The sequence below is a fragment of the Enterococcus alcedinis genome (genome assembly GCF_014635985.1).
In the GTDB taxonomy this organism is placed as follows: domain Bacteria; phylum Bacillota; class Bacilli; order Lactobacillales; family Enterococcaceae; genus Enterococcus_I; species Enterococcus_I alcedinis.
This window is the reverse complement of record NZ_BMDT01000001.1, coordinates 156598-170789: the sequence shown is the minus strand read 5'-3', so window position 1 is coordinate 170789 and position 14192 is coordinate 156598. Positions and strand designations below refer to the sequence as shown.

The 14192-nt window shown below is 35.9% G+C and carries 14 protein-coding genes; 1 reads left to right on the top strand and 13 read right to left on the bottom strand.

Annotation, left to right across the window (positions count from 1 at the left end; genetic code table 11):
* Positions 1-9 precede the first annotated feature (9 nt).
* The 6 genes from IEV09_RS00860 to IEV09_RS00835 all read right to left on the bottom strand — a co-directional run bounded on the left by IEV09_RS00860 (position 10) and on the right by IEV09_RS00835 (position 7109).
* Positions 10-1896 carry an ABC-F family ATP-binding cassette domain-containing protein gene (locus IEV09_RS00860; RefSeq protein ID WP_306450154.1) on the bottom strand — a complete coding sequence of 629 codons (1887 nt, stop codon included), beginning with the start codon at positions 1894-1896 and terminating at the stop codon, positions 10-12.
* A 39-nt stretch (positions 1897-1935) separates the two neighbouring features.
* A complete protein-coding gene (locus IEV09_RS00855) occupies positions 1936-4047 on the bottom strand; it encodes a penicillin-binding transpeptidase domain-containing protein (RefSeq protein WP_188366370.1) in 2112 nt (703 codons plus the stop codon).
* 277 nt (positions 4048-4324) lie between these two features.
* On the bottom strand, positions 4325-5371 hold the full coding sequence (locus tag IEV09_RS00850) for an LCP family glycopolymer transferase (protein WP_188366369.1): 1047 nt from the start codon (positions 5369-5371) through the stop codon (positions 4325-4327).
* A 163-nt stretch (positions 5372-5534) separates the two neighbouring features.
* Positions 5535-5951, bottom strand: coding sequence for a glycerol-3-phosphate cytidylyltransferase (tagD, locus tag IEV09_RS00845; protein WP_188366368.1), 417 nt, complete (start codon positions 5949-5951; stop codon positions 5535-5537).
* Positions 5952-6069: 118 nt separating this feature from the next.
* The gene (locus IEV09_RS00840) at positions 6070-6678 is read right to left on the bottom strand and encodes a superoxide dismutase (protein WP_188366367.1); all 609 of its coding nucleotides are present in this window, start codon (positions 6676-6678) and stop codon (positions 6070-6072) included.
* Between the two features lie 77 nt (positions 6679-6755).
* Complete coding sequence (locus IEV09_RS00835) at positions 6756-7109, bottom strand: GtrA family protein (RefSeq protein ID WP_188366745.1); 354 nt, start codon at positions 7107-7109, stop codon at positions 6756-6758.
* Positions 7110-7250: 141 nt separating this feature from the next.
* Here IEV09_RS00835 and IEV09_RS00830 point away from each other — a divergent pair, with 141 nt between their 5' ends.
* Positions 7251-8054, top strand: coding sequence for a DUF1189 domain-containing protein (locus tag IEV09_RS00830; RefSeq protein ID WP_188366366.1), 804 nt, complete (start codon positions 7251-7253; stop codon positions 8052-8054).
* Positions 8055-8109: 55 nt separating this feature from the next.
* Here IEV09_RS00830 and IEV09_RS00825 read toward each other — a convergent pair whose 3' ends face one another.
* The 7 genes from IEV09_RS00825 to mltG form a co-directional block, all read right to left on the bottom strand.
* On the bottom strand, positions 8110-8418 hold the full coding sequence (locus IEV09_RS00825; protein ID WP_188366365.1) for a HesB/YadR/YfhF family protein: 309 nt from the start codon (positions 8416-8418) through the stop codon (positions 8110-8112).
* 29 nt (positions 8419-8447) lie between these two features.
* Positions 8448-9113 (bottom strand): potassium channel family protein, encoded by a 666-nt coding sequence (locus IEV09_RS00820; RefSeq protein WP_188366364.1) that lies wholly within the window; start codon positions 9111-9113, stop codon positions 8448-8450.
* Positions 9114-9131: 18 nt separating this feature from the next.
* Positions 9132-9761 (bottom strand): response regulator transcription factor, encoded by a 630-nt coding sequence (locus tag IEV09_RS00815; protein WP_188366363.1) that lies wholly within the window; start codon positions 9759-9761, stop codon positions 9132-9134.
* Complete coding sequence (locus tag IEV09_RS00810) at positions 9758-10834, bottom strand: sensor histidine kinase (RefSeq protein WP_188366362.1); 1077 nt, start codon at positions 10832-10834, stop codon at positions 9758-9760. Before IEV09_RS00810 ends, IEV09_RS00815 begins: the two co-directional genes overlap by 4 nt.
* The gene (gene liaF / locus IEV09_RS00805) at positions 10831-11562 is read right to left on the bottom strand and encodes a cell wall-active antibiotics response protein LiaF (protein ID WP_188366361.1); all 732 of its coding nucleotides are present in this window, start codon (positions 11560-11562) and stop codon (positions 10831-10833) included. Before liaF ends, IEV09_RS00810 begins: the two co-directional genes overlap by 4 nt.
* A gap of 162 nt (positions 11563-11724) precedes the next feature.
* On the bottom strand, positions 11725-12198 hold the full coding sequence (gene greA / locus IEV09_RS00800; protein ID WP_245329598.1) for a transcription elongation factor GreA: 474 nt from the start codon (positions 12196-12198) through the stop codon (positions 11725-11727).
* Between the two features lie 127 nt (positions 12199-12325).
* Complete coding sequence (gene mltG / locus IEV09_RS00795; protein WP_188366360.1) at positions 12326-13594, bottom strand: endolytic transglycosylase MltG; 1269 nt, start codon at positions 13592-13594, stop codon at positions 12326-12328.
* Positions 13595-14192 lie beyond the last annotated feature (598 nt).

Here is a 14192-nt window from a genome sequence, read left to right as displayed (position 1 = left end):
CACCCTTCTTTAGTCGGCCCACTCACTTAAGTATTCCCAACGATTCATTTTCTCTTCCAACATGGTTTCTTTTTCTGTAATTTCTTGTTGAATTTTTTGCAATTTTGTAAAATCTGATCCTTGATTATTCATTTCCTGGGTCAATTGTTCAATTGCCTCTTCCAAAGAACCAATTTTATCTTCAATCGTTTCCCATTCTCTTTGTTCCATATAACTCAATTTCTTCTTTTCTTTTTGAATCGGTGTGATGTCTGCATCTACTTTGACCGGTTCACTCTGACTAGTTTCGGTTATTCTATCTTCCAATAAATAATCATTAATTGATCCGAAATAAGGTTGGATTTGCGCATCGCCTTCAAAAACTAATAGTTTTTCAGCCACTTTATCTAAGAAATAGCGATCATGAGAAACAGTGATAATTGCTCCAGGAAAACTTTGCAAGTAATCTTCTAGAATCGTTAATGTATCAATATCTAGATCATTTGTTGGCTCATCTAGTAATAAAACGTTGGGTTGGGCAACGAGTAATTTCAATAAATACAAGCGACGTTTTTCTCCACCTGATAGTTTACCCAATTTTGTCCCATGGACATGTCGTGGGAACAAGAAACGTTCCAATAACTCTGCCACACTCATTTGGGTTCCGTCTTGTCGGGTCACCGCTTCTGCCGCTTCTTGTAAGTACGCAATCATACGTTTATCATTATCCATTGCTTCATTTTCTTGCGTATAATAAGCCAATCGAACCGTCTCGCCAACAGATAACATACCTGTGTCTAACTCTAGACGTCCTGCCAGGAGATTCAGTAAGGTCGATTTCCCTGCGCCGTTCGCCCCTGTGATTCCTAAACGTTCACGCGATTGAATCAGTAAATCAAAATGTTCTAAAATAGTTTTACCGCCAATTTTGTAACTAGCATCTTTTAATTCGAAGACTTTTTTACCTAGGCGTTGAGTCGCAATGTCAATTTCGATATCTTCTGAATGTTTGACTTGATACAAATTATCCTTTAAATCTTCAAATCGATTGATTCGCGCCTGTTGTTTCGTCGTTCGAGCCTTTGCTCCGGCACGCATCCAGGATAATTCTTGTTTGTATAATTGTTTTCTTTTTTCTTCTTGCTCGCCTTCTACACGATCACGTTCAGATTTTTCTAGTAAATAAGTCCCATAGTTACCTTTGTACTCGTGTAATTGGCCATATGACAATTCAAAAATTCGATTCGTCACCCGATCAAGGAAGTAACGGTCATGCGTCACCATCACTAAAGAGCCACGGTACTGCCTCAAGTAGTCTTCTAACCATTCAATTGTTTGATAATCTAGATGGTTTGTTGGTTCATCTAATAAGAGTAAATCTGGTTCATCAATCAAAACTTGCGCAAGCCCTACGCGTTTTTTTTGACCACCCGACAATTCTTTAATTTTTTTATTTAACTCTTGGATTCCTAACTTCTGTAAAATAATTTTTGCATTGGTATCGGTCATCCAAGCATCTTTTTCTGTCATTGCATCTTGTGCTAATTGAAATTCTTTTTGAGCCTCAATATTTTCTCCGTCTTGTTCCAAAATCATTAGAGCTGCCTCATAACGTTTGACTGCTTTTAGTTGTTCGCTCTCACCTTGAAAGACTGCTTCTAAGACCGTTAATTCTTCCGCTAAATCGGTTGCTTGTGATAAGTAACCTACGCGATAATCCCTTGGATAGAAAACACTTTGACGATCGCCATCGCCTTTTTCTTTTCCTGAAAGGATTGAGAGTAAGCTCGTCTTACCTGTACCGTTGACACCGATCAATCCGATTCGATCGTGTGTATGAATCAAAAAGGAAATCTCGTTAAAAATATCTTTATCTCCATATGTTTTTGATAACTCCGTAACCTTTAATTCTTTCAACAATATTCCCCCTATTTTCGTAAAACAAACTTTTCTTGATTACTTCTTAATAAACATCTCATAGTAGGCATCCATAATTTGGTTTGTAATCTCTAAATGAGCCGCAGGTCGATTCAATCCTTGTAATTGAGGAATCACGACAGCAACAGCTACCTTAGGATCAGACGCCGGGCCATAAGCCACCACATTGGAGTTTTCGACATCAATTGTACGTCCCTCATCAACCACAAGAACTTCGGCTGTACCGGTTTTAGCCGCAATTTCTATTTTACTATTACGTAAACGCGTCCCTGTTGTATAGGGATGAGAACCTGTTACAACATCGCGAAATCCTTGTTGGATAATCGCCAACTCCTCTGCAGAAAGATCCACTTCGTTTAATACTTTCGGCTCAATAACTTGTTTGACTTGACCAAGTCCACCATCTTCGCTGTTACCGTAGATTCCTTCAACTAAGTGAGGTTGTAAACGAACCCCATCATTGGCAACCGTTGCGACATATTGCGCTAATTGCATTGGTGTATAGGTATCAAATTGACCAAAGGATAAGTCTAAGATTTTCCCTCCATCGCGATTCGCATCTGACAAGTATGTAACGGGTGTTTGGATACCTGTTTCTTCATCAGGTAAATCAATACCCGTTTCCGTTCCCATTCCATATTGAGCCATCGCTTTTCGTAGTTGTTCATAGGCTTTGGCTTGATTTGGCACACTTGGAACAGAAATCCTATTACCTTGATATTGAATTCCGAGTAATCTCAAGGCAATTTGAATCATATATGAGTTGGAAGAAACTTCCAGTGACTGTCTTGCAGAAAGATTTTGGTTATTGTTACCGGTTGGGTTAAAGATCGAAGCTTTGATCTGCGAACCTTCTAAATAAATCGGTTGATCGTAGATTACTTCATTTCCAGAAAGTACACCATTTTGCCAACCAGCCGTTAAAGTCGCAGCCTTGACAACAGACCCTGGAACAAATGATTTCTTATACACACCAATTGTATCTTCTTGTAATTCTTTCGAATGAATCTCATGGTAATAGCCTGACATTGCCAAGACCCCACCAGTATTCGTATCTAACACGACTACATAAGCTCCTGGGGAATAAGTCGCATAATTAGCATCAACTAATTGCTGATAGTTTGTTCTCAAAATGTTATCGACTTTACTTTGAAATTCTGAATTGAGCGTCAAGACAAGATTGTCGCCTTTTTCGCCCGAGAAAATTTCTTTTTGGCTTTGAATTTCCCCCTCATGATTAATCGTGATTTCACGTTGAGACTTTGTTCCTTGTAAAACTTCTTCATATTGTTTTTCTAAAAAGCTTGTTCCAACACGATCATTACGAGCATAACCCTTCGCTAAATATTCATCCGTTAATTCTGCTGGCAATCCTTGTTTTTCTGTCGACACTTTACCGATTATGCTGCGAAGAGAGTCATTTTCTGCAAGAACCTCTCGCGACCAATCCGTGCCTGTTGAGATACCTGGTAACTCTTTGCTGTGTTCTGACACAATGGCCAATTCTTCATTTGTGACGTTAGAATTTTTTACAAAGACCGTAGTCAACTCCTGAGCACTGTTTAACTGTTTAAAGACAGTTGCCACTTTCAGTTGCTCCTCATCAAAAACAATCTCTTCTGACGTGACCGCATCAACTAAAGCTTGATATTCATTATCTACATTTTTCTTTGGTAGTCTTTCACGAGCGACTTCTAAATTGTCTTTATTCGCTAACCAAGTATCCTTTAAATCTCGTTCGGTTAATTTATCATCAATTTCAATCTCAATCAGTGGTACGAGTGTTTCTGCAACTTTTAATAGTTCATCAGCCGTTACATTTAATCCTCTCGTATAAGTAATTGCTGGATTGGCATGATTTTGAACAAGCGGTTTTCCTTCAGCATCATAGATCATCCCTCGTGGGGTACTTGTTTCAACTTTCCTGATAGAAGAAGCTTCTATTCGTTCTTGTAAACTCTCACCGTTTATAATTTGTAAATAACCTAATTGAACAATCAAAGCGACAAATAAAGCAAATACTATGAAAAATAAAAGGTTGAGTCGAAAAGGAATGTGTGACTTCTGTTTATTTTTCTTGTGATTTTCCTCTGGCATACCTTCAGAAAATATCTTTTTGAATTTTTGCATGTGACTAATTCCTTCCTTACATCATATCTTATCTATTTTACCAAAGATTCGACTTGTTTGGCACCCTTTAACAAAAATTTAAATGCTTATAATTGTTTCACAATTAAATTACATCCTTCTTAACAACGATATAAAAGGCTCATTATTCAACGTTTATAAAAAAAATAAATACTAAACCTTGTGAAACTTTATTTCCAGTCGAACTTTGTGGATAATTAAAAAAAAGAGACATCTCTTCTGAGACGCTCTTTTCAATATAATTTATACTATTTTCAGGTTATTGCGCATAAAATGTCTCTTCGACACTTTCGACACTACTATAATCCCGATCATCATAAAACTGATTGCCGATAAAACCATTAAATGAATATTCGAACTGAGGATCGATTTCTAATTCCTCATTCGTTGGTATTTCTAATTGTTCTTTGAGTAAATTTTGGACTTTTAATAACTCATTCACACCAAGTATTTGATAATAAATACCGTTAATCTGTTCGCCTTGCCCTTCAAGTTGAGCTTGTTCGATATTTTCAAACGCCGGATAATAATTCGTCACAATATCAAGCATTTCATTCCAAACTAAATCGGTGCGTGAATTTTTCTCAACAGCTTTTAAGATTTTCTGATAATTACTTACACTATCTAAACTGAGCAGTTTATCAACAATTTTTGTAATAACCTCTCTTTGTCGACGTTGACGTCCAATATCACCTTCTGGATCCTCTTTACGCATTCTAGCATATGCTAGGCCAGTTTTTCCGTCTAAAGTAATTTTACCTGCAGGTACGTGGACCTTTTCAAGTGTAAAGTCAATCTTATTATTCACTTGAATCCCACCAACAGCATCGATTAAATCTCTTAATCCTTGCATATTCATCATGACATAATGATCAATTGGTACATCAACTAGCTTTTCCACAACATCCATCGCAAGTTCAACATCGCCATAAGCGTAGGCATGATTTAATTTATCAAATGTAACGCCGTCCAACATATCTGATAATATATCACGATCCAAACTAACAATCGTCGTCTGTTTTTTCTCAGGATTTACCGTTACAACCATCATACTGTCAGAACGTCCGTGATCACTTCTACCTAGAGCCCCAGTATCAATTCCTAAAAGTAATATGGAAAAAGGATCCTTATTACCAAAACTAACAGCCACTTCTCTTTTCTTAGTTTCACGATCGACTTGCTGACTAATGGTATCGACTGCTTTATTCGCATCGCTTAAAACTTTCATCCCATAGCCTGTTACAATAGCTATCATAACGACCATTGCGCTCAATATAGATACAACTACTTTTTGATACGTACGCATGTGACACCTCTTTCACTTCTGAAATAACTATAAGAATTTTCCCACAACTCCGCCAATGATACAATGTTTTTTTAAATTTGTTGTCAGATTGTAACAAAAACTTAAGAGAGAGTACCTTCTAGTAAACTGATATCCATAGCTGAATTCGTAAGTTTACTAGTCATTAATCGATTATTTTATTGCCCATTGATTCTAAATCTTTTTTTATTTGCGTAGTAGAAATTTCAGGCGTTCTCTCTAAATAAACAACGTCAGATGATGTTTTCTCTTTAAGAAAATCGAACTGTCCTTCCCAGTCATTTCCCATAACGAAAACATCCACATTATATTGATTAATATCGAATATTTTTTGTTCCCAACTTTCTTCAGGGATCACCAAATCCACATAGCGAATGGCTTCTAGCAACTGCTTACGTTTTTCATATGAAAAATAACATTTCTTTTGTTTTTCTTTCCAATTAAATTCATCTGTCGATAATGCGACGATTAAATAATCGCCTTGCTCTTTTGCGCGACGCAATAAATTGATGTGCCCGTAATGTAATAAATCAAAGGTACCGTAAGTGATGATACGTCTCATTTGTATTCCCTCATTTATCATTTTATTAACTTCAATCACGATAACAAATATCTTTTCAAATAGCAACCAAAAAAAGCTTATCATCCCTCTAGAGAGATGATAAGCTTGATGTTATCGATTATTTTGCTGCTAAGTAAAGTTCGTTTGCTTTATTCCAGTCAACTAGATTCCAGAAAGAATCAATGTAGTTTGGACGTAAGTTTTTGTAATTTAAGTAGTAAGCATGTTCCCAAACGTCTAAGCCAACGATTGGTGTTGCGCCTTCCATGATTGGTGAATCTTGGTTTGCAGTAGAAGTTACTTCTAATTTACCATCTTTTAATGATAACCAAGCCCAACCTGAACCAAAACGAGTTGTTGCTGCCGTTTTGAATAATGCTTTAAATTCAGTGAAGCTACCAAAAGCTTCATCAATTGCTACTTTTAGTTCTCCCACTGGCTCGCCACCAGCATTTGGTGCCATGATATTCCAGAAGAATGTGTGGTTTGCGTGACCGCCACCGTTATTACGAACTGCTGTGCGAATGTCTTCAGGAATCGCATCCATATTAGAAATTAATTCTTCGATTGATTTTTCACCTAACTCAGGGTGTTTTTCAATTGCTACGTTTAAGTTTGTAACATAAGCATTGTGATGTTTTTCATGGTGTAAGTGCATTGTTTCAACATCGATATGTGGCTCTAACGCATCATATGCATAAGGTAATTTAGGTAATTGGTAAGTCATAAAAAATTCCTCCTAATAATAATTGTATTTACAATCTTTAGATTATCAAAGATATGTGAATTCATCAATTCATATGCTTAGTTTTTGAAAATTAACCACTTACTAAACAAAAAATTCGCAACCACAATGATAACCTGCGTTATTAATTTAGCATAGAAATCATGAAAGTGCAAAATTTCGATCAATAACAACATGCTCAACATATCGAGGACAAATGAAAGTCCACGATAGAAGACAAATTTAACTAACTCAAACGTTATTTGTTTGCCACCAATTGCCTTCGATTTAAAGACGAAAATCCGATTCGTTACATACGCAAACAAAACAGAAAGTAACCAAGAAAAACTGTTGGCTATTATCATTTCTATTCCTATAACAGATTTAAAAGTAAAGTAAAAAAAATTAACCAGTTTCGTCAGTATTCCAAACATTAAATACAAAATGACTTACTTATTCTTCACTATTTTCACATTATCGTCTCGTTTAGATTATATTTAATTGGATTTCCTTGTCTTCTTTCGTAACGTCCGTTAAAATGAAACATATTACGTAAACTACTGAGGAGTTCAATTATGTCATACATTCAATTAGTAAAAGCTTCATTTCGTCAATTTGATCAATTAAAAGCGGCTAAAACATTAGCTTTCGGTAAAATAGTCGGTCATTTAATTCTACTTAGTCTCATTTTCGCCATCCCTATTTCATTTCAAGTTATGAAAATTTTCTCAGCGATTCAAACAGATGGGAGAGAAATCGCCAAAAAAATCCCTGATTTTACAATTCAAAACAATCAATTAACAGTGGATAAATCGCAAGAAGGCTTTATTTATCAAACTGATTCAATTATTTTCACTTTTGATCCAGAGGGCAAACGAGATGCCACTGCCATTTCAAATGATCTAGTCGGGAATTTTTTAAGTGTTGGACTTTTAAAGGATCAACTAATCGTATCGCTTCCTGCTACTGAAAACATTACTACAATTTTAGGATCGAATCAATTAAAAATTCCTTATTCAAACCCACAAATTCAGCAATTAACCGGAGAAGCTTTACGAGCAAGCATTAATCAAAACCAGTTACCTTGGTGGTTATTTCCTTTGATATTTCTCATAGCCCTCTATCCTTCATTTATTACGCTAGGTTTTTCATTATTATTTACCACCTTATTCGCGAATCTTTTTGGGCGTTTTCGTGGACTACGTCAAACTTTTTTAGAAAACTTCAAAATTGTTGTACTAGCGAGTACGTTACCTGTGGTAGTCGCAGTTATCGTCAATAGTTTCATCCCCAATTTCGCTGCGGATACGTTCTTAACGATTGGAAGTCTCTTTATCTTTAACTTAGCTACGAGAATCCCTCGACCGCCAGTAAAATAAAAAAAGCACTTGAAATCAATTCATTGTCAGAGTTGATTTCAAGTGCTTTATTTATCTAGTCGTTTGACTCATTGATTTCAGAAAAAGAATATGCAGGCTCTTTTAACTGCTCGTTATAATTTACTTGCATGTTGTACCCTTGAAAGAACCAATCGTCACTTTCCTCTACAAAAAAGAGGACACCATCAATGGTCGTTTGATACAACGGACGTTCTGGTTGATCGACTGACATTCCAACTGAAAAACCTTCATGCACTTGCGTACTTCCATAAACTTTACCAAAAAAACGAATTCCTTGGTGCGAATCAATAACTATTTCTTTTTTAAACCATTCTAAGACTTCTGGAGTTACTGTAACTTTCACTTCGCCTACACCTCATATCTATTTTTAGATCATTTGTTAATTTTTTCATCAAGCATGTCTACGTCATCCGCTGTTCCGATAACGAGTAAATTATCATATTCTCTTACAACTTCCGAAGCATCCGGTGATACCACAACTTTTCCAGTCCCACGACGAATCGCTACAACCGTCAAGCCGTACTTTTGACGGAAGTTCAAATCGATTAATGTTTTATTGAAAAACTTAGGATTCGTCACACGGATTTCTGCCAATGAGAACTCATCCGATAATTCAATAAATTCAAGAATATTTTTAGATACAAGATTATGCGCAATACGTACGCCCATATCTCGTTCTGGATGGACTACCTTATCTGCTCCAATTTTCTCAAGTACGCGTGCATGGTATTCGTTTTGAGCCTTTGCTAAAATATTGGGAACGCCCATCTCTTTTAACATTAAGGTAACCAAGATACTCGCCTGAATATCTTCGCCAATTGCAACAATCACATGATCAAAATTGCGAATCCCTAGCGAACGTAAGGTCATCTCATCTTGAGCATTTCCTACCACGGCATGAGTCGCAATATTCATATATTCATTTACTCGATCTTCATTGCTATCAATGACTAAGACCTCTTGCCCTGATTCTACTAAAGAACGACAAATACTACCACCAAAACGACCTAGTCCGATAATTGCATAGTTTTGTTTCACTTTGCTAACTCCCCTCAATTACTTAATTAAGTGATGCTTAAATGCATAAATTGCGGCTTGTGTGCGATCTTCCACTTCAAGCTTTGCTAAAATATTTGATACGTGTGTTTTTACTGTCTTCAATGTAATAAACAACAAATCAGCGATTTCTTGATTGCTTCGTCCATCTGCAATTAATAATAACACTTCATGCTCTCTCTTTGTTAAATCTTCATGCAATTCTTTTGGCGGTCGTGCCAAATGATTGACCATTTTTGTTGTAACTTCTGGTTCAATCACCCGTTCACCGCGTTTGGTGGAACGAATGGCATCTGCTATTTCTCTAGCAGTTGATGTTTTTAATAAGTAACCACTAGCTCCAGCCTTAATTGCTGGATAAACTTTTTCATCGTCAATAAAACTCGTAACAATTAAGATCTTCGCTTCAGGCCATTCACTTAAAATTTTCGTTGTTGATTCGATACCATCCATAACTTCCATTACTAAATCCATTAGAATTACATCGGGTCGTAACTCCAGTGCTTTATTAAAACCAATCAGACCGTTTTCAGCTTCACCAACAACCTCAATATCTTCTTGAATTGATAAATAAGATGACACGCCCAACCGGACCATTTCATGGTCATCAATTAACAATACTTTTATCATTCGTTATCCCCTCCTAATAGCGGTATTTTTATTTCAACACTCGTGCCTTGATTTGAAAAACTAATAATCTTTAGCGACCCACCTAAACTTGCAACTCGCTCTCGAATATTCATTAAGCCGTAACTACCAGCCTTATTTTTTTGATCTTCAACGTTAAATCCAACACCATCATCGACGATTCTTAATAAAATTGATTGATTGACCTTGTTCAAGTAAACTTCCAATTCAGAAGCTTTTGCATGACGTAATGTATTGGATAATAACTCTTGAATCATTCGAAACAACTGATCTTCTGTAGCTAGCGGCATAACAACTTCTTCCAGTTCCCATTTTAACACAATATTTACTTTTGTTTTTAATTCGAGCAACAATTGCTTAATCCCTTCAGTCAATGTCTTACCTTCCAAAGTAACCGGACGTAGGTGAAGCAATAAGGCGCGCATTTCTGATTGTGCGGCGTTCACAACTTCAGCAATCATCTGTAGCTGTCTTTGGTACATCGTAGGCTTCTCTTCTTCCATTTCATTCAGTGTCGCTAATAACATCATCGCTGCAAATAGCTGTTGAGACACCGAATCATGTAATTCTCTAGCCAAACGATGACGCTCACCTTCTAATAACTCTTCTTTAGAAATACCATCAATCAGATGCGGACGACTATTCACCGTCTGCAGTTCAGATAACACTTCTTTTAGTTTCATTTTGACCATATATATATCATTATCCATCTCAAACAACGTCTGATTCGTTGGAGAATAAAGCATCGGTTGGTCTAGAATCGGATTATCAAAATTTCCACCCGCTAATAAACGTAGTTTTTCTTCGATGGGTGCTAACAATCGCGTTTGATAAAATGATAATAAGACAAAAATAACCAATCCAGCAATAACCGATAAAACAAACAAATAAAAAATCATTGGTAGCCACAATATCCTAATTTGAAATAATTGTGCAATTTGCTTTTCTTTCCCCGTAGTAAACCAATACGACGATGTTGAAACAAGTAGTAGTAAGAGAAATGTCGATACGCCACTGTAAAGTGCAATAAAAACTTTTGGACTTCGCTTCATCATATTTCAATCACCTCGACATCACCAATGAGGGTATTTGAGATAATCTTAATTTTACGTGCGGTCTGTTCAAAATCTCTACTATAAAGTGTTAATCGTTCGTTACGAAGCTCGATTTTTTCATCTTTATAAATCACTTTTCCAGCAAATACACTACAATCTAACTGAATACCAACGCCTGAAGGGACTAGAATACGTGTTCGACCGATTCCCTTACGTACGACAATGATGTTCTCGGCTTTGGGTAAGATTGTATTCCCTAAATCAATAATCGTATCTCCGCTTGCAACTAACAAGTTCATATCGTTCCATTCATAGATTTGCTTACCGATTCGCTGATTGCCAAAAATGGCTTGTTTTTTGATTTCCCCACTATGATCTAACGGTTCCACGCCTTCAACGATAATCATCTCTTTTTTTAGATAAACATTCTTCTTCCTGAGAGAAACCCCTGATAATTCCACGCCTTTTAAACCAATAAATAATACGGCGAAAATGAGCATAAACCAAACAGCTGGTAGATACAAAACACTAAAACAAACAAGCATCACACCTAATAAGAAGGGCCCGTTTGACCATTTTGTATTGTTTTTGTTTTTTTGTCCGCGATAAATTAAAATACTACCTAAAATAATCATTAAAATAACAGATATATTTTGCATTAATTGCCACAATACAAGTAGTGCAATTAAACTTTCAACAACTAGAAAAAAACGCCAAGGTCTATTCATTTACGTTACCTCCTTGTAGAAACATTTTTATAAACAGATTTCTCTCATTATCTTACTCATTGTAACAACTCCCTGATATTTTTCATCCATCTTAAGTCTGAAAAATACAAGAAAAAATAGGAATTGTCTAAATGACTGATTCCTATTTTATCGAATTTATTCTTAATTTACACGGACAATCTTAACTTGCATGTCGCCACCTGGTGTTGAGATCGCTACTTCATCGCCAATTTTCTTACCAATTAAGGCTCTTGCAATCGGAGAGTCATTCGAGATTTTACCTGCGAAGGGATCTGCTTCTGCACTTCCCACAATCGTGTACTCTTCCTCATCACCATCTGGCAATTCAACAAAGGCAACCGTTTTACCGATTGAAACTTCATCTTGATTCACATTATTATTATCAATAATTTGCGCAAAACGAATCATTGTTTCTAAAGTCGTAATACGGCCCTCTACAAAAGCTTGTTCATCTTTTGCTGATTCGTATTCTGAGTTCTCTGATAAGTCACCAAAACTACGGGCTACCTTAATACGCTCAATAATTTCTCCGCGTTTAACAGTCTTTAGTTCCTCTAATTCTTGCTCTAACTTCGCTTTACCTTCTTCAGTCATTGGATATACTTTTTCTACCATAATAACACTATCTCCTTTTGTTTCAATTACTCATTTATTTTCTTTATTAAAAGATAAAAGTAACCTTTTGCTTGAGTCCACAAAAGGTTACCATTCTTTTATTTAAATGTAAACTACTTTCTTCAAATTACTTATTTACATACTGTTCAACAAGGCGATTATGTTCCTCAAGCGTTTCTGAGAAATATACTTTTCCAGTTGCTAAATCCGCCACGAAGTAATAATAAGAATTCTTTTCTGGATTTAAAACGGCTTGAATCGCATTTTCTCCTGGGTTATTAAACGCCCCTGGTCCAAAGCCAGTATGTTTATATAAGTTATAAGGAGAATCAACTTCTAAGTCCGCATAAGTGACGAGTTCTTTATGAACCCCTAGCGCATAAAGAATAGCAATATCTGATTGCAACGGCATATCGATTGCCAATCGGTTGAAGAACACTTGCGCAATCATTCGGCGATCCATGTCTTCTACCCCTTCTTTTTCTACAAGTGACGCAAGGGTTAAGACCTCATGAACATTCCAATCACTTTCTTCGATTTGTTCATAGTAGGCACTCAATACTTCATTGGTTTTTCCGACCATTGGGCTAACAAAGTCTTCGATTGCCATCCCTTCAAAGTAATCATAAGTTGCCGGGAATAAGTAGCCTTCTAGACGATAACGAACGCCTTTAGCTTCCGAAGCATCTGTAAGCAACTCCGGGTATTGTTTCATTAATTTGTCAAAGAATGCATCATCGGTCATTAAAGCAATAAAGTCAGCTTTTTTGAAGGATGTCTCTTTTTCTAAAATATCACCAATTTGATTAATATCATAGCCTTCCGGGATTGTTAAGCGCGCATCGGCTTGATCCGCTGCTAAACCACCTTCTTTTAATTGTTGACTAATCTCATCTAACGTCATGCTTGGTGAGAATTGATAACGTCCCGCTTGAAATCCACTATAATTGTTAAACTTAGTAAAGAAATTAAAAATGGTGCCGTCTTTAATTATTTTGTGGTCTTCTAAAATATTACCGATCATTTTATTCGATGAGCCAACCGGGACTTCAACGAATACCATTTCTTTATTTTCTTTATCAAACGGCGCTAAACTCTCGGTCACATGACGATAAAATGAATAACCTGAAATTGACAAGACGATAAGTAGCGTTACAACTACAATCGTGGCAATCCGACTAACAATCTTGTCTTCTTTTTGACGTCGCTTCTTTGGAGTATCAACCGCAGATGTAGTCGATTTTATTTTTTTATTCTTATCATTACGTGAACTTGTTCGTGTTGCTTGTTTATCTGAATTATTTTTAGATGTCTCATTTTCTTCTTTTTCAGATGCTTTTAAGGAATCCATCACTTTATCTTTCATTGATTTCTCCTCGTGTTGTTCGTTAGACAAAACAACTCCTCCTCACTTTCGGGGTAACTAACTTGTACCATTATACACGAAAGCGAGAAAGAGTAAAACAATCGAATAAAAAAACTGTTTTTTTTTAATAAGCTTTATTAATTATTAATTTCCCACTCAATTTAATGCCATACTATTAAAATCTATACTTTTGACGTAACAAACTTTATAAGAGAGTCTATTCATTCAAATTTTTATGAAAGGATATGAAAAAATGAATTTTATTTTAACGCCGCTCTCTTATTTTATTTTGTATTAAATTTATTTATCAAAAGAAGTTATCCTATCAAACACACTCTGTTAGCCTTAACAAGCTGGACCTCTATTGGTAATAGTAATTGGTACATAACAGCTATATTATTACTTTATATTATTGTTTTTATTTCCTTTAAAATTTGGAAACACAACTACCTTCTAGCAATCACTACAACTTTTATTTTAACAATTGGTACTGTATATATTCAAATATTACTGGATAGACCAGGTTATACATACAACACAATGATATGCTTTTCAATTGGTCTTTTCTATTCATATTTCAAACCCTCTATCGATCGGTTTTTGAAAAGCGATTTAATATTTTTCATCA